The sequence below is a fragment of the Pseudomonas sp. 2024-210 genome, from assembly GCF_045062345.1.
In the GTDB taxonomy this organism is placed as follows: domain Bacteria; phylum Pseudomonadota; class Gammaproteobacteria; order Pseudomonadales; family Pseudomonadaceae; genus Aquipseudomonas.
In genome coordinates this window covers 216,157-241,038 of sequence record NZ_JBJGEJ010000002.1, presented here as the reverse complement: position 1 = coordinate 241,038, position 24,882 = coordinate 216,157, and the positions used below count along the sequence as shown (strand labels likewise).

General features: G+C 57.9%; 21 protein-coding genes. 2 read left to right on the top strand and 19 right to left on the bottom strand.

The window, feature by feature from the left end:
- The first annotated feature begins 115 nt into the window (after positions 1-115).
- Positions 116-298 carry a DUF6124 family protein gene (locus tag ACI7MX_RS03770; protein ID WP_405585020.1) on the top strand — a complete coding sequence of 61 codons (183 nt, stop codon included), beginning with the start codon at positions 116-118 and terminating at the stop codon, positions 296-298.
- A gap of 90 nt (positions 299-388) precedes the next feature.
- Here ACI7MX_RS03770 and ACI7MX_RS03765 read toward each other — a convergent pair whose 3' ends face one another.
- Complete coding sequence (locus tag ACI7MX_RS03765) at positions 389-1,291, bottom strand: LysR family transcriptional regulator (protein WP_405585017.1); 903 nt, start codon at positions 1,289-1,291, stop codon at positions 389-391.
- 223 nt (positions 1,292-1,514) lie between these two features.
- Between ACI7MX_RS03765 and ACI7MX_RS03760 the strand changes: the two genes are divergently transcribed.
- Positions 1,515-2,693, top strand: coding sequence for an MFS transporter (locus tag ACI7MX_RS03760; RefSeq protein ID WP_405585348.1), 1,179 nt, complete (start codon positions 1,515-1,517; stop codon positions 2,691-2,693).
- A gap of 4 nt (positions 2,694-2,697) precedes the next feature.
- Here ACI7MX_RS03760 and gspM read toward each other — a convergent pair whose 3' ends face one another.
- From gspM to aroB, 18 genes are all read right to left on the bottom strand, one after another.
- Positions 2,698-3,147, bottom strand: a complete 450-nt coding sequence (gspM, locus tag ACI7MX_RS03755; RefSeq protein WP_314483709.1) for a type II secretion system protein GspM — start codon at positions 3,145-3,147, stop codon at positions 2,698-2,700.
- Positions 3,144-4,235 carry a type II secretion system protein GspL gene (gene gspL, locus ACI7MX_RS03750; RefSeq protein WP_405585013.1) on the bottom strand — a complete coding sequence of 364 codons (1,092 nt, stop codon included), beginning with the start codon at positions 4,233-4,235 and terminating at the stop codon, positions 3,144-3,146. The genes gspM and gspL overlap by 4 nt, the downstream gene beginning before the upstream one ends.
- The gene (locus tag ACI7MX_RS03745; protein WP_405585010.1) at positions 4,228-5,088 is read right to left on the bottom strand and encodes a type II secretion system protein GspK; all 861 of its coding nucleotides are present in this window, start codon (positions 5,086-5,088) and stop codon (positions 4,228-4,230) included. Before ACI7MX_RS03745 ends, gspL begins: the two co-directional genes overlap by 8 nt.
- Entirely contained in the window at positions 5,088-5,648 is a 561-nt protein-coding gene (gene gspJ, locus ACI7MX_RS03740) for a type II secretion system minor pseudopilin GspJ (RefSeq protein WP_405585007.1), read from the bottom strand. The genes ACI7MX_RS03745 and gspJ overlap by 1 nt, the downstream gene beginning before the upstream one ends.
- A complete protein-coding gene (gspI, locus tag ACI7MX_RS03735; protein WP_314483701.1) occupies positions 5,641-6,009 on the bottom strand; it encodes a type II secretion system minor pseudopilin GspI in 369 nt (122 codons plus the stop codon). The genes gspJ and gspI overlap by 8 nt, the downstream gene beginning before the upstream one ends.
- Positions 5,999-6,487 carry a type II secretion system minor pseudopilin GspH gene (gene gspH / locus ACI7MX_RS03730; protein ID WP_314483699.1) on the bottom strand — a complete coding sequence of 163 codons (489 nt, stop codon included), beginning with the start codon at positions 6,485-6,487 and terminating at the stop codon, positions 5,999-6,001. Before gspH ends, gspI begins: the two co-directional genes overlap by 11 nt.
- A 6-nt stretch (positions 6,488-6,493) precedes the next feature.
- The gene (gene gspG, locus ACI7MX_RS03725; RefSeq protein ID WP_314483696.1) at positions 6,494-6,931 is read right to left on the bottom strand and encodes a type II secretion system major pseudopilin GspG; all 438 of its coding nucleotides are present in this window, start codon (positions 6,929-6,931) and stop codon (positions 6,494-6,496) included.
- A 3-nt stretch (positions 6,932-6,934) separates the two neighbouring features.
- Positions 6,935-8,146 carry a type II secretion system inner membrane protein GspF gene (gspF, locus tag ACI7MX_RS03720; protein WP_405585002.1) on the bottom strand — a complete coding sequence of 404 codons (1,212 nt, stop codon included), beginning with the start codon at positions 8,144-8,146 and terminating at the stop codon, positions 6,935-6,937.
- A gap of 2 nt (positions 8,147-8,148) precedes the next feature.
- A complete protein-coding gene (gspE, locus tag ACI7MX_RS03715; protein ID WP_405584999.1) occupies positions 8,149-9,621 on the bottom strand; it encodes a type II secretion system ATPase GspE in 1,473 nt (490 codons plus the stop codon).
- Entirely contained in the window at positions 9,618-11,543 is a 1,926-nt protein-coding gene (gene gspD / locus ACI7MX_RS03710) for a type II secretion system secretin GspD (RefSeq protein WP_405584996.1), read from the bottom strand. The genes gspE and gspD overlap by 4 nt, the downstream gene beginning before the upstream one ends.
- A gap of 9 nt (positions 11,544-11,552) precedes the next feature.
- Positions 11,553-12,068, bottom strand: a complete 516-nt coding sequence (locus ACI7MX_RS03705; protein ID WP_314483690.1) for a type II secretion system protein N — start codon at positions 12,066-12,068, stop codon at positions 11,553-11,555.
- A 69-nt stretch (positions 12,069-12,137) separates the two neighbouring features.
- Entirely contained in the window at positions 12,138-12,641 is a 504-nt protein-coding gene (locus ACI7MX_RS03700) for a cytochrome b (protein WP_405584992.1), read from the bottom strand.
- A gap of 72 nt (positions 12,642-12,713) precedes the next feature.
- Positions 12,714-14,168: a lytic polysaccharide monooxygenase gene (locus tag ACI7MX_RS03695; protein ID WP_405584989.1), complete on the bottom strand. Its 1,455-nt coding sequence runs from the start codon at positions 14,166-14,168 to the stop codon at positions 12,714-12,716.
- A gap of 458 nt (positions 14,169-14,626) precedes the next feature.
- Complete coding sequence (gene hemE, locus ACI7MX_RS03690) at positions 14,627-15,697, bottom strand: uroporphyrinogen decarboxylase (RefSeq protein WP_122785186.1); 1,071 nt, start codon at positions 15,695-15,697, stop codon at positions 14,627-14,629.
- A gap of 130 nt (positions 15,698-15,827) precedes the next feature.
- Positions 15,828-17,246 (bottom strand): FAD-dependent oxidoreductase, encoded by a 1,419-nt coding sequence (locus ACI7MX_RS03685; RefSeq protein ID WP_314483682.1) that lies wholly within the window; start codon positions 17,244-17,246, stop codon positions 15,828-15,830.
- A 114-nt stretch (positions 17,247-17,360) separates the two neighbouring features.
- Positions 17,361-21,809, bottom strand: coding sequence for a glutamate synthase large subunit (gene gltB / locus ACI7MX_RS03680; protein ID WP_405584985.1), 4,449 nt, complete (start codon positions 21,807-21,809; stop codon positions 17,361-17,363).
- A 333-nt stretch (positions 21,810-22,142) separates the two neighbouring features.
- The gene (locus ACI7MX_RS03675) at positions 22,143-23,702 is read right to left on the bottom strand and encodes an AAA family ATPase (RefSeq protein WP_405584982.1); all 1,560 of its coding nucleotides are present in this window, start codon (positions 23,700-23,702) and stop codon (positions 22,143-22,145) included.
- Between the two features lie 10 nt (positions 23,703-23,712).
- The gene (gene aroB / locus ACI7MX_RS03670; protein ID WP_405584979.1) at positions 23,713-24,813 is read right to left on the bottom strand and encodes a 3-dehydroquinate synthase; all 1,101 of its coding nucleotides are present in this window, start codon (positions 24,811-24,813) and stop codon (positions 23,713-23,715) included.
- Positions 24,814-24,882: the final 69 nt, after the last annotated feature.

The window sequence follows — 24,882 nt, the reverse complement described above, 5'->3', positions numbered from 1 at the left end:
ACTTTCGAGTCTGCCGAGTTCTATATCCTCGGTCTTGCACACCCGCGTACAGCTGCCACCCTCTTTGTGTGCAAGCAAATGGTGAATGCTCCTAATTGATATGGAAAATCACACCATGACGCTCACACCCGACTACGATCAAACCCTCGAACACACCCATGAACTGCTGCGGTGCGCCCTCGCGACCGCGTATGCATCGGCCGATAACCTGCAAGGACTCAACCGCGATGTGGCGTTGGCCGTGGTGCATCTGATTGCTCAGGTGAAAGTGTCTGTGGATAAGTTGATGACCGGGTGACCCACACGACCCTCACCCTAGCCCTCTCCCAAAGGGAGAGGGGACTAAAAGCAACACCCCGATCAAGTCCCCTCTCCCTCTGGGAGAGGGTTAGGGTGAGGGCTGCAACGTCTTGCGCCGCAACAACTGCGCAAACGCACTCGCCATCGGTGAGCTGGCCCCCCTGCGTTGCACCTGCCACACCGCCGTGTTCGCATCTGCATCCAGCAACGGCCGGTAAACCACCCCTTTGATGCGCATGTGCTGAAAAGACGCTGGCAACACCGACACGCCCAAACCCGCCGACACCAGACCAATAATGGTCATGGCCTCCCCCGCCTCCTGTGAAAAATGCGGACTGAACCCCGCCTGCCGAGCCAGGCTGAGTAATTGCGCATACAAACCGCTGCCGTAGCTGCGCGCAAAGAACACAAAGGGTTCGTCCGCCAACGCCGCCAGCTGTAACCCCATCTCACTGCCCTCAGCCAACGGGTGATCAGCACGAATCACCGCCACCAACGGCTCACGGAACAGCTCCACGGCCACCAACGAGTCCGGTAAGGCCAGCGGACGCATGATGCCCACTTCGATGGACTCATCCACCAACCCTTGCGCCACGTCGCGGCTACTCATTTCCTTGAGGTTCAGGTGCACCGCCGGGAAGGCCTGACGAAACGCAAAAATGGCCTGGGGAATGCTGGAGTTAAAGGGGGCCGACGAGGTGAAACCAATCTTCAGTTCGCCCAATTCCCCCAACTGCGCCCGGCGCGCCACATCCGCTGCTTTGTCGACCTGAGCCAGCACCTGACGCGCTTCTTCCAGAAACAGCCGTCCGGCCTCACTGAGCGCCACCCGTCGGTTGGTGCGGTCAAACAAGCGCGCCCCCAACTCCTGCTCCAGCGCCTGTATTTGCTGGCTGAGCGGCGGCTGGGAAATGCCCAGTACCTGCGCAGCCCGGCCAAAATGCAATTCTTCGGCCACTGCGATGAAGTAGCGTAAATGACGCAGTTCCATGCACACCTCATTAAGTCGTAAAAGCTATCAAACAGGTCGAATAATATATTGGAAAGAATCGTTAGCCACCTATATTCTTTTGTCATTGCCGTTCGGCTTTTCGCTTTTCCAGAGGTCCCCCGTGAAAACTGCTGTTGCTCCACTCGCCCACGAAGTCCCGCCTGCGCGGCTGGATGATGTTGTCGCTCAACTCAATGATGTGTTTATCGAGAAAGGCACGCCGATGTTTATGCGCACGGTGCTGGCGCTGTTCTCGGGCGGGTTTGCGACCTTTGCTTTGCTGTACTGCGTGCAACCGATGATGCCGATGCTGTCCCATGAATACGGGATCAATGCAGCACAAAGCAGTCTGATTTTGTCGGTGGCCACCGCCATGCTGGCCATTGGTTTGTTGATCACCGGGCCGATTTCCGATGCTTTCGGGCGCAAGCCGGTGATGGTGTTTGCGCTGTTTTCAGCCGGTCTATTTACAGTATTGAGTGCGCTCATGCCCAGCTGGGAAGGGGTATTGATCACCCGCGCGCTGGTGGGGTTGTCGCTGAGCGGGCTGGCGGCGGTGGCCATGACCTATTTGAGCGAAGAAATTCACCCGCAACACATCGGGCTGGCGATGGGGCTGTACATCGGCGGCAACGCGATTGGTGGCATGAGCGGGCGCCTGATCAGCGGCGTGTTGATCGACTTTGTCAGCTGGCACACGGCAATGCTGGTGATTGGCGGGCTGGCGCTGGTGGCCACACTGGTGTTTATGAAGATCCTGCCGGAGTCGCGCAATTTTCGTCCACGGGCCATGAACCCGCGCAGCCTGCTTGATGGCTTTACCATGCACTTTCGCGACGCCGGCCTGCCGTGGTTGTTTCTGGAAGGGTTCTTGTTGATGGGCAGCTTTGTGACGCTGTTCAACTACATTGGTTATCGCCTGCTGGCGGACCCGTACAACATGAATCAAGCCATGGTGGGGATGCTGTCGATTGTCTATCTGTCAGGCATTTACAGCTCGGCTAAAATTGGTGCCCTGGCGGACAAGCTGGGCCGTCGCCGGGTGCTGTGGGCGGTGATTGTGCTGATGCTGGCCGGTGTCGCCCTGACGATGCTCACGCCCATCGCATGTGTGATCATCGGCATGCTGCTGTTCACCTTCGGCTTCTTCGGCGCCCACTCGGTGGCCAGCAGCTGGATCGGGCGCCGTGCCACGAAGGCCAAAGGCCAGGCATCGTCGCTGTACCTGTTCAGCTATTACGCCGGGTCGAGTATTGCCGGCACGTTGGGCGGCGTGTTTTGGCACATCGGCGGCTGGAACGGCATCGGCCTGTTTATTGGCGCGTTGCTGGTGATTGCGCTGCTGGTGTCGCTGCATTTGGCCCGGCTGCCAGTACTGCCGGGCAATGCCACAAAAGCGTAAGGCTCTACACCGGGTTGTTGATCAGCAGTTGTACCTGCAAGCTTGAGTCCTGTTTTTCCAGGCTCAAGCTTTCAAATTGAGCCCCTTCTTGTTCGATGCGATGCAACCAGCCCAGCACCGTAGTGGCATCGCCATTCAAGCCAATGCGTATGACGGCGGCCTCGACGTCAAATTGCTGCACGTTCAGCCCCAAACGGGCTGCACTTTCACTCAGGCGCGTGCTCAACGGTTGATCAAACACTTTAACCGCCAGCGTCGGGCGGGCCTGCTGAACTTCACCCGCTTGAGCAAGCCGTTTGAAGTAGAGCGCCTGCGCCGTTTCCAGTCGTTGCCGAGCCGGTAACCACAGGCCGTAAACACTCACGACAATCAGCAAAAAAACCGCCAAAACGCCGCACAGTTGACGGTCACGCAGTGGCAGTTGCAGCCAGCGTTCTCGCAGGCGAGCCTTCATGATTCATCCCTCACGGTGACAATGGCCTGGACACGGCCGCCCTGCTGACTGGCGCTACCCACGGTGACCGGTATGCCACTTTGCACCCCACGCTCTCGCACGTGTTCAAGCTGCGCAAAGCTGCTGGCGGTGATGTTCAATACCCAGCCGATATTCGCTCGCCACTCCATGCGTTGCACTTCGACAGAGCTGGCGCCCAGCACCTGTTCGGTCAGTTGCAGCAACCGAACCATGTGGCCTTTGCGAGCAGGAGCGCCCTGTTGTTGTAATGCCTTGAGCTGCGCGGATAAGTCGACGATGCGGGTGTGCTCCGGGTACAGGGTTTTGAATCGCGCTTCACTCTGGGCATACACCCGGGCTGATTCGTGTTCAAGCACGCTGCTGCGCAGGTGGGTGAACCCCAGTGCGACGGCAAACATCAGCAGCAACGCCGCACTGAATCGCCGCCACGGCAACCCTTGAGACCGACGTGCAAACTCGCCCTGCAGCAGGTTGATGGCTTCTTTGTGTGGCGCGCTCCAGTCAATGACGCGCTCAGTCAGAGGTGCCTGCAAGCGAGCGGCCACGAGATCAAGTGCTGGTCCCGATAACGCCAGACGGGCTTCAAGGGCCCCGCCGACAATCCAGCGACCACCCCACTGGGCCTTGCACGCAGCCTCAATGGGCAGAAGGTCAGCGTCCACCTGCACACTGACGATGTTCAACCCGCGCTGACGCAAGAGCTCCAGCAATTCCGTGAAGCGCTGTTTGTGGGTAATCATCAAGGGATACCGACGCTGGGCATCCATTTGCCCTACCGCGATATGCAATTCATCCAGGTCATCAGCCAGTTGGTCTTCCACAGCGAAGGCCAGCGCTTGTGTACCGGGCCGGCGCTTATTCGGCCAAGGCTCTGTGAGCAACCAGCTGCACAGTTCCATCGGCAGAATCAGGTTGACCTCGTGGTCTTTCAACCGGGCCGCCGCTTCATTTAACGACGTGCTTTCTATGGCTGACGGGTCGTGCCAGACCGCCACGCAAGCCGTATCGACGTCCGTTTCAGGGCCCTGGGCAACGCATTGGGCGGTGAGATAAAGCCAGCTATTCATCGAGGGATTCGCTGTGTTTGGGCGCCAACAAGCGCCGCTGCAAGAGGTGCCACTTATCGGTTTTAAGGTCGCGGGCCACATCGCTTTCAAGACGTAAGCGGCTTTGGCCCATGCGCGCATGAGTGGTGATGCGAAACCAGCGGCTGGTGGTGCCCAAGCCTGTGGCTTGAACGCCCAGTCCGATCAGCGCCGGGGTGAAGGTGAAGTCCTGAACACTGGCGTGGCCTTGCAAGGGCCGTTCAGTGAATAACTGATGGGCCATGTGCGGCGTGACCCCTTCCAGGGTGGCAAGCAAGGTGGCAGACGCCGTGTTGATATTGAGGGCCGCCTCCTTGGGCAACAGCCCAATCCACGGTTGCAAGGCTGTGAGCCAAGGGCCGTCAATGCCGGGCACTTGGCGCAATTGGCTGATGTCGCTCAGGTTCAAGCCTTGTAATGCGCTGGCCTCAACCTCAGGCACCTTGAGCAATGCTTGCAGGCGGTTCCAGCGTTGCGTCAGCACTTTGTCGGCAGGGCCTTTGGTGAGTAAGGCGGTAACGTTGAAACGGGCGGCCAGGTCTTCGATTTCAACTTCAATCAGGCCGTTTTCAATCGTCAACCGGGGCTGACCGTTGGCCCAGACTTGACCTGAAGCGACGCTGGCCGCCGGGTCGCGCAATTGGGTCTTGAGGTGTTCTAGTGCCCAGGTTTCACCGGCAAACGCCAGCTTGCGAAGCTGTAACTGATGAATCTGCTGGGCGCTGCTGTGCAGTGCCAAACGGTGGCTGCGCAACATCCCCGCAGTGACCAGCAGGGCCAGGCTCATGACCAGTAATACGGTGATCAGGGCAATACCTTGCTGGTAGCGCCGCATTACTCGCCCTCCGGCAGTAACAGCACACGTCGTATACCCTCAAAGCGTCCAACAGAGAGCTGCAATTCAAGCGCTTTCGGCCCGCCAGTGGTGGCGTCTTTACGGCTCGGCCAATGCTCGCGCCAGCCGTTTTTACTGTCGTACAGCCGCCAGCGAACACTGCGCACATCGCTGAGCAACTTTTGCTGCTGCATCGCCCCCCCTTCCAACCCACGGCTATGGCGCCAGAGCACACCGTTGTCCAGTTGATAGCTGACGTCCTGCAATTCACTGCGCGGCTGCCCCAACGGGTTACGCCAGTTGGCCCGGCGCAGGGAGAGTTGATTGGCCGACAGGGTCAGACCCGGTTTTTTGGTTGAGGTTTGCACGTGCAATACATCGCGCTCAATCAAGGCGACGGTTCGTTGCACGCTGCGCAGGGCGTGTTGATGTGCCGTGCTGCTGCGTTCAGCGCGCACCACGCTGTCAAACAGGCGCCAACAACCAATGCCCAGCAAGGCGAAGATGGCAATGGCGATCACCAGTTCAAGTAAGGTAAAACCGGCCTGAGACTTAGTCATGTTTGATGGCCAGCCAATGGGTCACAGACTGCAAGGCCTCATCGCTGCCTGCCGGGCTGACGTTCAGTTCGACCCGCATCAAACCGGTGCCGGACTCGGACACAATGCGTTGGTGCACGCGCCAGTCACGCTGCGCGTAGGTGACGTTAAGGGTGCGCTGCCCTGTGACCAACGGCGCGGTTTGCAGCTCAAGTTCACTCAGGTGATTGTCGGCCAGCCAGGCGGCCAATAGCCGGGCCTCGACACGCGCACTTTGCCCCAGCACATACTGACTGGCCGACATGACGGCCGCAGCCAGCGTGGCAAAGATCGCCAGAGCAATCATGATTTCCAATAAGGTAAAGCCCTTCTCAGCCTTCATTGGCTGACTCAGGTATTTCAATTTCAGGGTCACCGAAGCCGTCGCTGACAATGCTGCGCCAGCGCTGCGGCGGGCTGTCAAAGTGCAGACTGAAGGCGGTGCTTTCATCACTGCTCAACCACAACAATTGCGGCATGTCAGCCAAGGGCACGAGGGGCTGCGTCTGGCCGTCCAGGGTTAAACCCAGCACCAGACCAAACGGCAGTGGCACTCGCGTGTCCACCGCCTGCCAGCGGTCACGCTCAAAGCGCATCAGTTGGTAAGCCCCCGGTTCTATCCGCAGGCCATATTCCTGACCATCAAGCACGGCCTTCTCGCGTAACCCGTGCATCAAACTCAGTAACACATCCGCTTCTTGACGGGCATTGCGGGCGTTGTTGTCGCCCAGACTGATATGCACCATCGAGGCCAGTACGCCAATCAGCACAATGACCACCATCAGTTCGACCAAGGTAAAACCCGACGATGCCTGCCGCATGCCCTTTTACTCCCAGTTACCGATATCAGCGGCATGTGCTTCGCCACCGGGTGCGCCATCGGAACCCAAGGAAAACAGGTCATAGCTCGTGGAGTGAGTCCCTGGGTTCAGGTATTGATAAGGCATGCCCCACGGGTCTTTCGGCATGCTTTTGAGATAGCCCTGAGGGTTCCAGTTTTTAGCCACCGGCGTGCCCGACGGCTGCTTTATCAGCGCTTCGAGCCCCTGCTGGGTCGAGGGGTAACTGAAGGTGTCGAGACGGTACATCTCAAGGGCGGTTGATATGGCTTGAATATCAGTCTTCGCCGCCGTGACTTTGGCTTGGTCGGGGCGGCTCATGAACTGTGGCACGACAATGGCGCCGAGCACGCCAATAATCACCACGACCACCATGATTTCGATCAGCGTGAAACCGCGCTGGGCGTATTTTGCAGAGGTTTTCATCGGTCAATTCACCAGTTGATTGAGGCTAAGAATGGGCAGCAGGATGGCCATGACGATCAACAACACCACGCCACCCATCAGCACCAACATGACGGGTTCAAACAAACTCACCACCAGTGCGATGCGCGCTGCGAGGGTTTTTTCCTGCTGTTCGGCCGCCCGCCCCAGCATGCTGTCCAGCTCACCGGCGCGTTCACCGCTGGCGATCAGGTGCAGCATCATGGGCGGGATATCACCACTGCGTTCCAGCCCTCGGGCCAGGGTGCCGCCTTCGCGGACAGAACGGGCGACGTCAAGCATGCGTTGGCGAATGGCCAGGTTGGCAATCACCGTGGCCGAGATTTCCAGCGCGTCTACCAGCGGTACGGCGCTTTTGCCCAGAATCGACAGGGTGCTGGCAAACCGCGCGGCTTCCATCGCGCGCAGCACCCCGCCCACCAGCGGCAGGTTAAGCAGCAGTACATGCCAGCGCAGTTTCAGACGAGGCTGGCGCAAGCCCCATCGCGCCGCCAGCACGGCCGCGAACAGCAGAACCAGCAGCCACCCGCCGTGGCTGCGCAAGCCGCTGCTGACGGCGATCATGGCTTGGGTTAATGCAGGCAGCGGCTGGCCGCTGTTGATAAATATTTTGACCACGTCGGGCACGACGTACCCGAGCAGAAAACCGACAATCGAGAACGAAGCCACCAACAGAATCAGCGGATACACCAAGGCCAGCTGAATCTTTTGCCGCGAGGCATGCCGGGCCTCGGTGTAGTCGGCCAGTTGCTCCAGCACATGGCCCAAATGGCCACTGCGCTCCCCGGCGGCAACCGTGGCGCGAAAGAGTTCGGGAAAGGCTTTGGGGAACGCCGTCAGTGACGTTGCCAGCGCATGACCTTCGATCACCCGGCTGCGCACAGCCGCTAACAATTGACTGACTCGCCGCTTTTCACTTTGTGCCGCGACGGCACCCAATGCTTCCTCCAGGGGTAAACCGGCATGAATCAAGGTCGACAGCTGGCGTGTCAGCAAGGCCAGATCGGTGACGCCCAGCCGCGTCCCCGACTGGGCATGGTGGCCCTGGCCACGGCCTTTTTTAGGCGCACTCAGGTGGGTCAGACGCAAGCCCCGTTCGCGTAAAAGCTGACGGGCATGACGCGCGCTGTCGGCTTCTTGTGACCCGCGGCATTTGCGTCCGTTGGCGTCCTGCGCCTGATACTCAAAGGCTGGCATGTTCAGTCCTCTTGGGTCACACGCAACAGTTCGTCAAGGCTGGTCAGCCCTTCGAGCACCAACCGCTGACCGTCCTGAAACAAACTGGGAGAGGTTTGCCGGGCTTCGTGTACCAGATCCGGTTCGCTGGCGCCTCGGTGAATCAGACCGGCAAGGGTCGGGGTGATACCGATCAGTTCATAGATACCGGTGCGCCCCCGATAGCCTTGCTGGCAGTGGCTGCAACCCTGGGCGCGAAACAGGGTGGGGGCGGCCTGAGGCGCGAGGCCAAGTCGAACGCTGGTGGCCGGGTCGGCGCTGTAGGGCGTTTTGCAGTCAGGACACAGGGTGCGCAGCAGGCGCTGGGCCAATACGCCCACCAATGAGGAAGCCAGCAGATAAGCATCCACTCCCATGTCCACCAGCCGGGTGACGGCGCCAATGGCGCTGTTGGTGTGTAAGGTCGACAGCACGAGGTGGCCGGTCAACGAGGCCTGCACGGCGATTTCGGCGGTTTCATGGTCACGGATTTCACCGACCATGACCACGTCCGGGTCTTGACGCAAAATGGCCCGCAAGCCACGGGCAAAGGTCATCTGGGCTTTGGTGTTGACCGGCGTTTGGCCGATGCCCGGCAGGTGATACTCGACCGGGTCTTCGACGGTCAGAATATTGCGGGTCTCGTGATTCAAGTGGCTGAGCGCGGCGTACAAACTGGTGGTTTTGCCTGAACCGGTGGGGCCCGTCACCAGGAAAATGCCGTGGGGGCGGGCCAGTATGTGTTCAAATCGGCTCAGGGTGTCAGCGGGCATGCCGAGGCATTGGAGGTCCAGACGCCCGGCCTGTTTGTCGAGCAAACGCATCACAACCCGTTCACCGTGGGCAGAGGGCAAGGTCGAAACCCGCACATCCACTTCATGCCCGGCCAGCCGCAAGCTGATACGACCATCCTGAGGCACGCGTTTTTCTGCGATGTCCAGGCGGGCCATGACTTTGATCCGTGATACCAGCAAGTTGGCCAGTTCGCGCTTGGGCCGTAACACTTCGCGCAGTTGGCCATCGATGCGCATGCGCACCGACAGGTAATGCTCGAAGGTTTCCAGGTGCACGTCCGAGGCTTTCTCGCGCATGGCTTCACGCAGCAGGGCATTGATCAGACGAATGATCGGTGCATCGCCTTCCTGTTCCAGCAAGTCTGCCGTTTGCGGCACTTGCTCGGCCAGGCTCATCAGGTCGAGCTCATCGTCCAGCCCTTGGGCCACTTGTTCGGCGGCACTTTGGCCGGTGCTGTAACTTCTGGCCAATACATCACTGAAATGCGTGTCGGTGATGACCTGAACAACCACCTCGCCACCTGCCAGCCGCTGTGCTTCAGCCAGCGCCGTTAACGGGGTGTCGGCGCGAATCAACAAGGTCGCTGGCGTTGTGGACGCATCAAGCAGCACGCCAAAACGACGGGCAAAACTGAAGGGTAAACGCGCAGCCGTTGGCATCATGGACGACCTGCTTTGGGGGTTCGCAGGTCCACGGTGGCCGGGTCTTGCATCGTGCCCTCAAACAGTTGATGCGGGTCGCCGGGTAGCAGCAACGAATTACTGTCTTTGGACGTAGGCTTGCTCAGATTGCGCAGGGCGTTGTAGCGATTTTCACTGATCTCACGGCTATCGTGGCGACTACGCACAATGGTGGGGCGTAAAAAAACCATCAGGTTGGTTTTGGTATGCGAATCTTTGTTCCAGCGAAACAAGGCGCCCAGATAGGGAATGCTGCGCAGTAAAGGAACTCCGCTGACCTGAGTGCGCACACTGTCCTTGATCAATCCGCCGATGACGATGATTTCACCGTCTTCAGCCAGAATCGTACTTTTCAACGCCCGCTTGTTGGTGATCAAGTCCGTCGAATCGACGCCTTGCAGTGACGGCGCAATTTCAGAGTTTTCTTGCGCGACTTCCAGACGCAGCGAACTCCCTTCATTGATATGCGGTTTGATCTTGAGGCTTATACCAATGTCCTGACGCGTGACAGTGGTGAAGGGACCTTCTGAGCTATTACCCGCGCCGCTGTATGAGCCGGTTTTGAAAGGCACGTTCTGCCCCACCAAAATTTCAGCCTCTTGATTGTCGAGGGTTAACAGGCTGGGCGTGGACAGCACATTGTTGTTGGTGTCGCTGGCCAACGCTGATATCAGGGCATTAAAACGATCTGAGCCGACTTGCAGTACGGCCCCTTCCGGCATTTTTATATCGCTGGAGGCCATCGCGCCTATCTGGATACCGGTGCCCGGGAAGGTTATGCCGCCTTGACTACCGCCCGTGTTGACGCCCCATTGCACGCCCAGTGTTTCAACGATGTCGCCGGAGATTTCCACAATCGCGGCATGGATCAACACTTGTGAGCGTGGCTGGTCGAGCTGACGCACGATATTTTCCAACGTCCGAACCTGAGCAGGGTCGGCCATGATGACCAGGGCATTCTGGCTCTCATCCGCCGCAATCATCACCTCGCGTGAACTGGCTTTCTGCGTCGCACCCGCCAGTGCAGTCTCTTGTTTCATACCCTGACCGACGGCTGCCAGTACCTCGGCCAATTGCTTGGCATCGCTGTGGCGCAGGCGCAATACCCGTGAGTTCTCTTGCTGAGCGCTGGCTGGCGTGTCAAGCGAGCGAGCCAGTGCGCTTAAACGCTTGCGCGCGGCATCGCTGCCCAGAATCACCAGGCGATTAGTCGAACCATCGGCGATGACTTGACTGCTGGCCCCTGTGGCCTTTTTGTCCAGCGACTGGTCAATGACTTTGGCAATATCGCTGGCCAGACCATGCTTGAGTTCAACCATGGAATGGCCATAACGCGTCCCGGCATCCAATTGGCGCACGATGTCGGCAATGCGCTGAGTATTGGCCGCCGTGTCTGTAATGATCAGCGCATTGGCCGAAGCAGAAGGGCCAACGTAACCATTGCTGGACACCAACGGGCGTAATAATCCCGCCAAATCGGCCGCCACACTGGCATTGAGCTCGATGACCTGAGTGACAAACGCTTCGGCAGGGGCTGGCCCCTCCTGCGTATGAGTGGGCCGTGCCTTGGCATCAGCGGCCGGGAGGATCAACAACCGATCCCCTTGGTCGATAATCGAGAACCCGTGGGCATCCAATACTGAGTAGAACAGCCGACGCACACCTTCGCGGTCCAGCGCCTGTTCGGAAATCACCGTGACGCGACCCTGCACCCGGGGGTCCAGCACCACGGTGGTGCCGAGAACCGATGACATTTCCTGCACCACGTCACGCAGCTCGGCATCCTTCATCGCCAACTGCCAGTACTGATCGTCTGCTGTCGCCGAAACGGGAAACATCAGCGCACCGCACATGACGCTACACGCCAAAAGATGACCGATGCCGAACGCATTGGGTTTGCTCATTGGATTTCTCTAAGGTTGTTCGGCAACGGGCCGCAGATGAAGGGAGGTCGCAGGCAAGGCGGCACCAGGCGCGCCCGAAACGGGCAAAACATGTTTACTGGCGGGCTTGAGGGTCAACCGCTCTTCGCGACCATTGCGCCACAGCACCACATGGCTTGCCTCAACGCGGCGTAAAACACTGCCGCTGGGCAACCGCTCACCCTCTGCGTAGAACCGTGTGCTTTGTGCACCCGCCAACAACGCTTGCGAGGTGCCCCGACTGGAGACAAAGCTGGCTCTGAGCTGTAAGGGCTCGGTGCTCTGCACCCAACTACGCTCAATATTGAGGCCGAGCACGGTGGCAATGGCGTCAGGCTTGAATTGCGCGTGGGCAGGCGGGGGCGGCGCACTGAGTGGAACCACCACCGGCACTGCACTCAGTGACTGATGAAACATCCATTCTTGCCACGCTAAAAAACCGCCATAGCCCAGAGGCAAGGCCAGCAATACCCAACCTAATGTGGACGCCCAATAGCGACTCAGCACTATTGGCAAACTCTTCAAAACCGCTTCATCGATGAACCTGCATCGCCTTTATCAAAAAGAAATAGCGCTTTAACAAAACATGCGTTTGATAACTGACTGCCCTGCTAGCTGATGCTTGATAACGGCGGCCACATGCAGGGTGATCAGCGCTGCCAGCATCACGCAGGCAGGTGTATGAATCTGGCCACATAACCCGATCAGATCCACGTTGTTTAAAGGCTGGGTAAACGTAACCACGTTAAAAAAAATGATCGGCCTGTCCATCATGAAAAAGCCTGAGATGAGGACAATGACTACCGATACATACATCAGTGTGTGAACACAAAAAGCCATCCAAGGCATCAGTTTATGTTGACCTGCCAATGCACCATATCCCCGTCCGAAAGAGACACACAGACGTAACAAAAAAATAGGCATCAGCAATAGGCTCACTGATACATTCAAATCACCTATAAACACTTTAAGGGCAGGATCTTCACTTATCAGTCCTACATAAAAGCCAGACATTAGTAACCAGATAATTGTCAGTGCCGAGAGTCCATGCAGCACTTTTTGCAACATCGAGTATTTCATGATGGTTTGCACCTTCACGTGCTATTCGGCATCGGACCGCTCATAACGAGCGGCCCGATGTATTAGTGTTGCTTACTTCTCGGTCCAGGCATCAGTCCAATGCGAACCGGTACCAGGCGCGTAGTAAGCCGGAGCCTGTGAGCACCAGCCTGCAATCTTGCACACATAAACCTTGTCGGTTTTTGGCTGCAAGACCGCGGTGCCTACCTTGTAGTTGGCAATGTCATCCGGGTAGATGGCATCGAATTCATGACTGCTGCCTTCACCGGTCAGAGTGAGTGCTTTAAGGTCCTGGAAATTCTCACGACCATCTTCACTGGTGGCGATCAACTTGAGGGAGTGAGCACCCGGCGCGCTGCGTACAGCCACGCTAACGGGAGCAGTGGTGGCGTCGATGGTTTGTGTTGTCACGCCTACTTGTTTGTTAGCTGCGTCGTAAACCGTGGCTTCAACGTTGATTTTTTTATTGGTCATCAGCGTAAAGCCGACATTGACCTGGCCTTTGTCCAGTACGTACTCGCCAGCCACATCATGCACATGCATGTAGGCTTCCGGATCCGGAACCAGCGTGGTCTGTATCTGGTAGTTGGTCACACCACTTTCTGCTTTGGCATAGAAGGTGTTGGTGCCTTTAATCGGCTCGATGTTGCCGTCCTCATCGCGCACACCAGCACGTACCGGTTTGTTGGCAGCATTCACCGCTTCAGCCAGTTTGAAAGCCCAGTTTGCAGGCTGACCTTCTTCGGCCGAATCAATACCGACGCTGAAGCTGTATTCAGCACTTTCTGCGCTGCCAGTAAAGGCACGAGCCTTGACCGAGTCGCCAGGCAAGAGGGCCTGGTTAGGCGCCAAAGCACCCACATTGGTCCAGCCATCCGGATCAGGGGCCGCAGCGAGAATATTTACGTCAACGACGTTGTAGAAGGCTGCAGCCGTATTATCAATGGTCCATGCGCCCAAAATGATGTGGTGACCAGTACGGTCTGCAGGAATGACGCACGCATGTTTTTCCTTGCCCGGTCCCCCGGTTCCTTCAGCGCCATCAACCGGGACCCCGCCTCCCGCCTCAACGGTACAGAATGGTGTCAAGTCAAAGCTGGCGCGTGAAAGCGGCAAGTTCGGATTCCAGCCCGCCTTGGTAATAAAATATTCCCACTTTGTCGTTTTGTGTGCAGCTTCGTAATACCAACCGAACTGGATATTGCGGTCTTTTATTTCGGTCAAGTGCCAGCGCGTGGCCGACTGAGCATCAATTGTGAAAAACTGAGAAAGATCACCGCTCGCGATATGACCATCAGATGGCCCTAATGCGGGAAAACCCTTAGGGCCTTCACCAACGGATTGCGGCTCGTAAGTTGCAGCACCACAGTCGGTATTAAGGTTGGTCCTGCACGCATACGCTCGTGAAGGGGGCTCGCTCATGTAACCGTGTGCTGCCGCTTGTTGCGACGCGAACATGGCTGCCATTAACGTCAATGAGGATGCACACCCCATCAAAGCACGCGACTTTGAAAGTGCAATAGACATAAATAAAACCTCTGCGATAATTATTGAGTCGGCCACAGGCCGCACTTTTTATAGAACAACCTAGTTAAATCAGTCTCAAAACATTCAGCGCATCTGCGCAGACAGCTCTTACACATTCCAAAGACAACAGACACTTACAACCCGAATCCTGGTCACAAATATCAGCCACCTTCAGAAAATACTTACATCGAACTAATAAAATACGCACAAATAAAGGTTCAATCGCTGATGAATTCTACAGTTCTCAAATAATGTTTCTGTAGGAAAGTTCTCAAATCAAAGTAGCTTTATTCCTAAACATAAACCAAGAACACTGAAAACATTTGACACCATTTAATTATCGACCTCGCCTTTCTGCCACTCTATAAATTCGCTTAGTGCGCGAATCAATGCCTTGTTAACTTTTATGCCACGCATAAAAAAGCCCGGCATTGCCGGGCTTTTAAAAAGGGTATTACTTACTCTTGGTGGTACTGCCCTGAGAACTCATGCACTGCACTAATAAAGGCGCCTGCATGCTCGGGTTTCACTTCAGGGGTAATGCCATGACCCAAATTGAACACATGACCTGACCCCTTGCCGTAGCTGGCCAAAATGCGTTTAACTTCGGTGCGGATCGCCTCCGGGTTGGCATACAGAACGGTCGGGTCCATGTTGCCTTGGAGCGCAACTTTGTTGCCCACACGACGACGGGCTTCACCCAAATCGCAGGTCCAGTCCAGGCCCAATGCATCGGCACCGGCATCAGCAATGCTTTCTAGCCACAGGCCGCCGTTTTTGGTGAATAGAATCACCGGCACTTTACGCCCTTCATGCTCACGGATCAGGCCGCTGACGATTTTGCGCATGTAGGCCAGGGAGAATTCCTGGTAAGCCGCAGAGGAAAGATTGCCGCCCCAGGTATCGAATATTTGCACCGCTTGGGCGCCGGCCAGAATCTGACCGTTCAAGTATGAGGTCACCGACTGCGCAAGCTTGTCGAGCAGCAGGTGCATTGCCTGAGGCGTGTCGTAGAGCATGGCCTTGGTTTTACGGAAGTCTTTGGACGAGCCGCCTTCAACCATGTAAGTGGCCAGCGTCCACGGGCTGCCGGAGAAACCAATCAAGGGCACCCGGCCATTTAGCTCTTTGCGGATGGTGCTGACGGCGTTCATCACGTAGCCGAGGTCTTTTTGCGGGTCAGGGATCGGCAATGCTTCGATGTCAGCCAGGGTGCTGACCACTTTTTTGAAACGCGGGCCTTCGCCGGTTTCGAAGTAGAGGCCTTGGCCCATCGCATCGGGAATGGTCAGGATGTCGGAGAACAAGATGGCCGCATCCAGCTGTGGGAAGCGATCCAGAGGCTGCATCGTGACTTCGCAGGCGAATTCGGCGTTTTTGCACAGGCTCATGAAATCGCCAGCCTTAGCGCGGCTAGCGCGGTATTCCGGCAAGTAGCGACCGGCCTGACGCATCATCCAGACAGGCGTTACATCAACGGGTTGCTTGAGCAAAGCGCGAAGGAAACGGTCATTCTTGAGATCAGTCATGTCAGCGTCCGGAGAAAAAGTGCGGTCATGGTCTCAAAAGACAGCTACAAGCTACAAGCAGCAAGCTACAAGTTAGAAGCGCGTTTGCTTTAACTTGCCGCTTGTAGCTTGCAACTTGGCGCTGGCGTCGCTAGACGCCCAGGTAATCCATGATCCCTTCTGCCGCCGTACGGCCCTCGAAGATCGCAGTCACCACCAGGTCAGAACCGCGCACCATGTCACCCCCCGCAAAAATCTTCGGGTGACTGGTCTGGTGCTTGTACTGCGACTGCTCAGGCGCAATCACGCGGCCCTGGCTGTCGGTCTGGATCTCGAACTGGTCAAACCACGAGGCCGGGCTTGGGCGAAACCCAAAGGCAATAATCACGGCATCCGCCGCAATGATTTCTTCAGATCCCGGAATCGGCTCAGGACTGCGGCGGCCACGGGCATCCGGTTCGCCGAGACGCGTCTCAACCACCTTCACACCCTGAACCTTGCCTTCCCCAACAATGGCAATCGGCTGGCGGTTGTAGAGGAATTTCACACCTTCTTCCTTGGCGTTCTTCACCTCTTTGCGCGAACCCGGCATGTTGGCTTCGTCACGACGATAGGCACAGGTCACCGATTTAGCGCCCTGACGAATCGACGTGCGGTTGCAGTCCATCGCCGTGTCGCCGCCGCCCAGTACCACAATCTTTTTGCCTTTCATGTCGACGAAGTCTTCCGGCGACTTTTCAAAGCCCAGGTTGCGGTTGACGTTGGCGATCAGAAAATCCAGCGCATCGTGCACGCCGGGCAGGTCTTCACCGGCAAAACCACCTTTCATGTAGGTGTAGGTGCCCATGCCCATAAAGACCGCGTCGTACTCTTCCAGCAACTGCTCCATGCTGATGTCTTTACCGATTTCGGTATTGAGACGGAACTCGATACCCATACCGGTGAAGACTTCGCGACGGTGGCTCAGTACGGTCTTTTCCAGCTTGAACTCGGGAATACCGAAGGTCAGCAACCCTCCGATTTCCGGGTTCTTGTCGAACACCACCGGCTTCACACCGCCGCGTACCAGCACATCGGCACAGCCCAGACCCGCAGGCCCGGCACCAATAATGGCAACGCGTTTGCCGGTCGGCACCACCTTGGACATGTCCGGGCGCCAGCCCATGGCGAATGCGGTGTCGGTGATGTACTTCTCAACTGAACCGATAGTGACGGCACCAAAGCCGTCGTTGAGGGTGCAGGCACCCTCGCACAGACGGTCTTGCGGGCACACCCGCCCACACACTTCAGGCAGGGTGTTGGTCTGGTGCGACAGCTCGGCGGCGGCGAGGATGTTGCCCTCGGCCACCAGCTTGAGCCAGTTGGGAATGAAGTTATGCACCGGGCATTTCCATTCACAGTACGGGTTACCGCAACCCAGGCAGCGATGAGCTTGCTCAGCCGATTGCTGGGGTTTGAAGGGTTCGTAGATTTCCACGAACTCTTTTTTGCGTTGACGTAACAGTTTCTTCTTCGGATCTTTGCGCCCGACATCGATGAATTGGAAGTCGTTACTAAGACGTTCAGCCATCTTCAAAACCTCTTTACGACAGCTACAAGCTTCAAGCTCATAGCTGCAAGAACACGTTTACCGGAACACCCCAGACTGCTTCGAGCTTGCTGCTTGCTGCTTGCAGCTGCGTCATCACTGCGGGTTGGCACGGATGCTGGAAAGCAACGATTTCAAGCTGGCAGCCTTGGGCTTGACCATCCAGAAACGACGCAGGTAATCATCGAGGTTTTCCGAGAGGTTGCGACCCCACTCGCTGTCAGTCTCCTCCACGTATTCGTCCAGCACGTGCTGCAGATGGTTGCGGTACGCCTCCATCGCTTCGCCGCTGATGCGCTGGATTTCCACCAACTCGTGGTTAACCCGGTCGACGAAGGTGTTGTCCTGATCAAGCACATAGGCGAAACCGCCGGTCATGCCCGAGCCGAAGTTGTAACCGGTTTTGCCCAGTACACAGACGAAACCGCCCGTCATGTATTCGCAGCAGTGATCACCCGTGCCTTCAACCACGGTGTGGGCACCGGAGTTACGCACCGCGAAGCGCTCGCCCGCCGTGCCCGCTGCAAACAACTTGCCGCCGGTAGCGCCGTACAGGCAGGTGTTGCCGATAATTGCGCTGTCTTGAGTCTTGTACACGCTGCCGGTAGGCGGAACGATCACCAGCTTGCCGCCAGTCATGCCCTTGCCGACGTAGTCGTTGGCATCGCCTTGCAGGTACATGTTCAAACCGCCCGCGTTCCACACACCAAAGCTCTGACCGGCAGTGCCTTTGAAGCGGAAGGTGATGGGCGCTTTGGCCATGCCCTGATTGCCGTAAGCGCGGGCGATCTCACCCGAAATTCGGGCACCAATGGAACGGTCGCAGTTGCAGATGTCGAGTTCGAACTCTGCACCGCTCATGTCATTGATGGCAGCCGTGGCCATGTCGACCATTTTCTCGGCCAGCAGGCCTTTGTCGAAGGGCGGGTTGCGATCCACTTCGCAGAACTGTGGCTTGTCAGCCGGCACATTATCGCTGCCCAGCAGCGGCGTCAGGTCGAGGTGCTGCTGCTTGGCGGTTTCGCCGGGCAGAATGTCGAGCAAATCGGTACGGCCAATCAACTCTTCAAGGCTGCGAACGCCCAGCTTGGCCAGCCACTCACGGGTTTCTTCAGCCACGTAGGTGAAGAAGTTGACCACCATGTCGACGGTGCCGATGTAGTGGTTTTTACGCAGCGATTCATTCTGCGTGGCCACACCAGTGGCGCAGTTGTTGAGGTGGCAAATACGCAGGTATTTGCAGCCCAGGGCGATCATCGGGGCGGTGCCGAAGCCGAAGCTTTCAGCGCCTAGAATCGCCGCTTTGATCACGTCCAGGCCGGTTTTCAAACCGCCGTCCGTCTGTACCCGCACTTTGCCACGCAGGTCGTTACCACGCAGCGTCTGGTGGGTTTCAGCCAGACCCAGTTCCCACGGTGCGCCCGCGTACTTGATGGAGGTCAACGGCGAAGCGCCCGTGCCGCCGTCGTAGCCGGAGATGGTAATCAAGTCGGCATAGGCCTTGGCCACGCCTGCGGCGATCGTGCCTACGCCGGCTTCAGCCACCAGCTTCACCGACACCAAGGCTTTGGGGTTGACTTGTTTCAAGTCAAAAATCAGCTGCGACAAGTCTTCGATGGAATAGATGTCGTGGTGTGGCGGTGGCGAAATCAGGGTCACGCCCGGAACGGCGTAGCGCAGTTTGGCAATCAGGCCGTTGACCTTACCGCCCGGCAGTTGCCCGCCCTCGCCCGGCTTGGCACCTTGAGCGACCTTGATTTGCAGCACTTCGGCGTTGACCAGGTATTCCGGCGTCACACCGAAACGGCCTGTGGCCACCTGTTTGATTTTCGAGCTTTTGATGGTGCCGTAGCGCGCCGGGTCTTCGCCGCCTTCGCCGGAGTTTGAGCGTGCGCCCAAGCGGTTCATGGCTTCTGCCAGCGCTTCGTGGGCCTCGGGCGACAAGGCGCCCAACGAGATGCCTGCGGAGTCGAAACGCTTGAGGATCAATTCCAGCGGTTCGATCTCTTCGATGGCCAGTGGCGTCTCGAGGGTTTTGACCTGCAACAGGTCGCGGATCATCGAGACCGGGCGTTTGTCGACCAGTGCGGTGTATTCCTTGAACTTGCTGTAGTCGCCCTGTTGGACAGCGGCTTGCAGGGTGGCGACCACGTCCGGGTTGTAGGCGTGGTACTCGCCGCCGTGCACATACTTGAGCAGACCGCCTTGCTGGATCGGCTTGCGCGCGCTCCAGGCCTCGGCAGCCAGCAGTTTTTGTTCGGCTTCAAGGTCGACGAAACGCGCGCCCTTCAGGCGGCTCGGTACGCCGCGGAAGCTCAGGTCGCAAATTTCCTCGGACAGGCCAATGGCCTCGAACAGCTGCGCACCCCGGTACGAAGCAATGGTCGAAATGCCCATCTTCGACAGGATTTTCAGCAGGCCTTTGGTGATGCCTTTGCGGTAGTTCTTGAACACTTCATAGAGGTCGCCCAGCACTTCGCCGGTGCGGATCAAGTCGCCCAGCACTTCGTACGCCAAGAACGGATAGATCGCCGAAGCGCCGAAACCGATTAACACGGCAAAGTGGTGCGGGTCACGGCAGGTAGCGGTTTCGACCAGGATGTTGCTGTCGCAGCGCAGGCCTTTTTCAGTCAAACGGTGGTGAACTGCACCTACCGCCAACGAGGCGTGAACCGGCAGCTTGCCCGGCGCGATATGACGATCGCTCAGGACGATTTGCGTACGCCCGGCGCGAGCCGCTTCTTCAGCCTGATCGGCAATGTTGCGCACAGCCGCTTCAAGACCAAGGCTCTCGTCGTAGTTGAGGTCGATGATCTGACGCTCGAAACCCGGCAGGTCGAGGTTCATCAACGTACGCCATTTGGCGGGCGAGATGACCGGCGAGCTGAGGATCACACGCGAGGCATGCTCAGGCGATTCCTGGAAAATATTGCGCTCGGCACCGAGGCAGATTTCCAGCGACATGACGATGGCTTCACGCAGCGGGTCAATCGGCGGGTTGGTGACCTGCGCGAATTGCTGACGGAAGTAGTCATAAGGCGTGCGCACACGCTGGGACAGCACCGCCATCGGCGTGTCATCACCCATGGAGCCGACCGCTTCGTAGCCTTGCTCACCCAGGGGGCGCAGCACCTGGTCGCGCTCTTCAAACGTGACCTGGTACATCTTCATGTATTGCTTGAGCTGGTCAACGTCATAAAACGCCGAACCGTGGTCGTGGTCATCAATGGTGGCCTGGATGCGCAGGGCATTCTTGCGCAGCCATTGCTTGTAGGGATGACGCGACTTCAAGCGGTTGTCGATGGCGTCGGTATCCAGCACCTGGCCGGTTTCGGTATCGACTGAAAGGATCTGACCCGGGCCGACACGGCCTTTGGCGATTACGTCTTCAGGCTTGTAGTCCCACACGCCGATTTCCGAGGCGATGGTGATGTAGCCATTGGTGGTTGTGACCCAGCGCGCCGGGCGCAGGCCATTGCGGTCGAGCAGGCAGACGGCGTAGCGGCCGTCGGTCATGACCACGCCCGCAGGGCCGTCCCACGGCTCCATGTGCATCGAGTTGTACTCATAGAACGCCCGCAGGTCGGGGTCCATGGTCTCAACGTTCTGCCACGCCGGTGGAATCAACATGCGCACGCCACGGAACAGGTCGATGCCGCCGGTGACCATCAACTCGAGCATGTTGTCCATGCTGGAGGAGTCAGACCCCACGCGGTTGACCAATGGGCCGAGCTCGTCGAGGTCGCCGATCAAATCATTGGCGAACTTGGTACGACGGGCCAGCGCCCAGTTGCGGTTGCCGGTAATGGTATTGATTTCGCCGTTGTGGGCGAGAAAGCGGAATGGCTGAGCCAGTGGCCATTTCGGCAAGGTGTTGGTGGAGAAACGCTGGTGGAACACGCAGATTGCGGTTTGCAGGCGTTCATCGCTCAGGTCTGGATAGAAGGCGGTAAGGTCCGCCGGCATCATCAGGCCTTTATAAATAATGGTTTTGTGGGAAAAACTGCAGATGTAGTGATCGCTGTCAGCCGCGTTGGCCACCGAAGAACGGCGACGGGCGCTGAACAGTTTGATGGCCATGTCCTGATCGCTCAGGCTGTCCCCACCAATGAATACTTGTTCGATTTGGGGCAGACGCTCCAGCGCCAGGCGACCCAGCACGCTGGTATCAATCGGCACTTTGCGCCAGCCCACCAATTGCAGGCCGGCCGCGAGAATCTCGCGGTTCATGTTGGCGCGCGCCGCTTCGGCTTTGATCGGGTCCTGATTAAAGAACACCATGCCCACGGCATACTGCTTGGGCAAATCGATGCCGAAGTGGTCTTGGGCGACTGCACGCAAGAACAGATCGGGCTTTTGAATCAGCAGACCGCAACCGTCACCGGTCTTGCCGTCTGCGTTAATCCCACCGCGGTGGGTCATGCAGGTCAGGGCCTCAATGGCGGTTTGCAGAAGGGTATGACTGGGTTCGCCCTGCATGTGGGCAATCAGGCCGAAACCACAGTTATCCTTGAATTCATCGGGGTGGTACAGACCTGCTTTCATAGACACTTTCTCACCAGGCTGCCCCATAAAAGGGCAAATTTCTTTTAATTCAACCACTTGCTCCCCGCGCTGAACGTACGCCAGCTTGGCAGGGGCAAAAGGGTGGTCATTCTACACACCGTCGTAAAGACCCACAAATTAAGCGGCGCTTAGCCGTAAATTCGTGTCGCATTTATGAAAGGTTTAAAGCGATTATTCGTGCTAGTCAAAACATTTTTGATGTTGACTGCTGCGCGGCGCAGACACCACAACGCACACAGCTGATAAGCGCTGCATGCACTTGAGGGATGTTTGATGGAGTAGAACGGCGGCCTGGGTAAGGCCGCCGGATCATCAGCGAGCGGTTGCCAGCTCTTTTTGGACGCTGGCGACAGTGCGAGGCCAAGGTTTACCAGTCTGGATCTTCGCTGGCAAGTTCTTGATGGCCGCAGTTGCTGCGGCATGGCTCGGATAATTGCCGTAAGTCACGACGAACAGGGGTTTGCCGTTGAGGGATTTTTTGAAATAACGGGCTTCGCCACCCAGCTCTTTCGCAACACTTTGCGCAGAGGCTTCGGAGCTGGTGCCGACAATCTGCACCACGTAATTACCGGCAGGCTGGCTGCTGTACCAGCTACCGCCAGGAGCGGCTTTGGCCAATGTCACTGGCTTCTCGGCCGGTTTGACCACAGGCTTTGCCGCAGGCGCCGGCTTGGCAACCGGAGCAGGCGCTGGTTTAGCGGTAGCAACCGTTGGGGCTGGCGCAGGCGCTGGTGCCGCTGTCGGCCCCGCAGGTACACCCACAGGTGGCGCAGTAGTGGTCACCGTCGGTGGCTGAGCCACGCCGCCGTCTACGGCAGGCACACCGCCGTCATCGCCTTCAGCGATGCCACCTGCTTCCTCAGCCAGCGGGCCGCGCACGACAGGTTGTGACTGCCCCACCAGCGGCAAGGGCATAGGCTGCGATTTGCCGGCGAAATCTATCGACGGGTTGGCGCCGTCTTTCGGCGTCGCCTGGCCCAGCTGCGTCTGCTCAGTGGCTGGCGCGGTCGGCGTTTTGCTGCGACCTGGAATCAGGATGGCAGCGGCCACAGCCACTACCACCACGGCACCAATGGCCAATACGTGTTTCTTAGGCATGTTGAACCCCATACTTGGACGCTTGACCGCTGAGCGGCTCGCTATCATGGCTTCGATCATTGCATCGCGGGCGACCTGATTGATGATGCCAGGCCAACCCTCGGAGCTCTCGTGTATATCTGAGATCTGCTGGGCGCTAAAGAGTTCGATTCCGCGACCCGCTCCTTCAAGGCGCTGGGCCAGATATTCGCGGGTTTCTTCCTCGGTGTAAGGCTGCAACTCGATCACATGGAAGCGCTCTTCCTCCGCGCTCAGGTGCTCAAGCCCGTCAATCATCGACGGCTCGCCAAACAGGAACACATGCGGACGGCCTTCCGGCGCACCGGCGGCCAGCGCCAGCAAGGCTTCCAGAGCGGACTCCTCAAGCTGCTCGGCGTCATCGACCAGCAGGTAGACTTCCTGCCCGGTCAGCGCCAACTGCACCACTTGGGCCAGAATCGACGCGACATCGGCGCTGGCGGCGTTCAGAGTTTGCGCGACCTGACGCAAGATACCCGCGGCATCCATCCCGCCCCGCGCCGAGACGACAACACTTTGCACAGACTGTTTATTGGTGCTGGCCACCAGCGCCTGACGCAGCAAGGTCTTGCCGCTGCCTTCTGGCCCGGTCACCACCAACAGCAACTGGCTGTAGCGGGCGAGGTGATGCAGTTGACCCAGCACGGGCTTGCGCTGGGCAGGAAAAAACTTGAAACCCGGCACCCGTGGCGCAAAAGGGTCGTGGTTGAGCTGGAAGTGTCCGAGAAACGCCTCGTCGGCATGCAAACTTGTCATCGGGATTTTATTAACCTTTAAGCTGAGCCAGCGCGCGGTAATCCGCACCCAGCGTGGCCTGTAGAACTTCTTGTGGATAATCGTCAGTCACAATGGCTTCGCCCATGTGCCGCAGCAGAACCAGTCGCATACGACCGTCGATCACTTTTTTATCTACTGCCATGTGCTGCATAAAGTCGCCTACGCTCATTTCGGCAGGCGGCACGACCGGCAACCCGGCACGCTGGAACAACCGAATGCCCCGATCACGCTCTTGTGCGCTTATCCAGCCCAGACGGCAAGACATTTCAAGCGCCATGACCGTGCCCGCAGCGACGGCTTCGCCATGCAACCACACGCCATAGCCCATGTGGGTTTCAATGGCATGACCAAAGGTGTGGCCCAAGTTAAGCGTAGCGCGCACGCCAGACTCACGCTCATCAGCGCCGACGACTTCGGCCTTGGCCGCGCAGGAACGATGAATGGCAGCCGTCAGCGCAACCTGATCAAGCCCTCGCAGCGCGTCCATGTTGTCTTCAAGCCAGGTCAGGAACGGTGCGTCGCAAATCAGCCCATACTTGATGACTTCAGCCAGGCCTGCGGACAGTTCACGAGGCGCTAGCGTGTTCAGCGTCTGGGTATCGATCATCACGAGTTGGGGCTGATAGAAAGCACCCACCATGTTTTTACCCAACGGATGATTGATGCCGGTTTTGCCGCCCACTGACGAATCGACTTGCGATAGCAGCGTGGTCGGCACCTGAATAAAGTTGACACCGCGCTGGTAGCAAGCGGCAGCAAAACCGGCCATGTCACCCACCACACCGCCGCCCAGAGCTATCACTGTGGTGCGTCGATCGTGACGTGCCGTTAGCAGACCATCGAAAATCAGTTGCAGGGTTTCCCAATTCTTGAAGGCTTCGCCGTCGGGCAAGATGATCGGGACGACTGAATACGAGGCCAGGCTTCGGGTCAGACGCTCAAGGTAAAGAGGCGCAACCGTTTCATTGGTCACAATGGCCACCTGGCGACCGACAATGTGCGGGGCCAGCAACTGCGGCTGATCCAACAAACCTTCGCCAATATGAATCGGGTAGCTGCGCTCGCCTAGATCAACCGTCAGTGTCTGCATGAATCCCCGCGTTGAAACAGAGCCCGGCGCCCTGTTTCGCAATTATCAAATGATGGCACCCTGCGAACA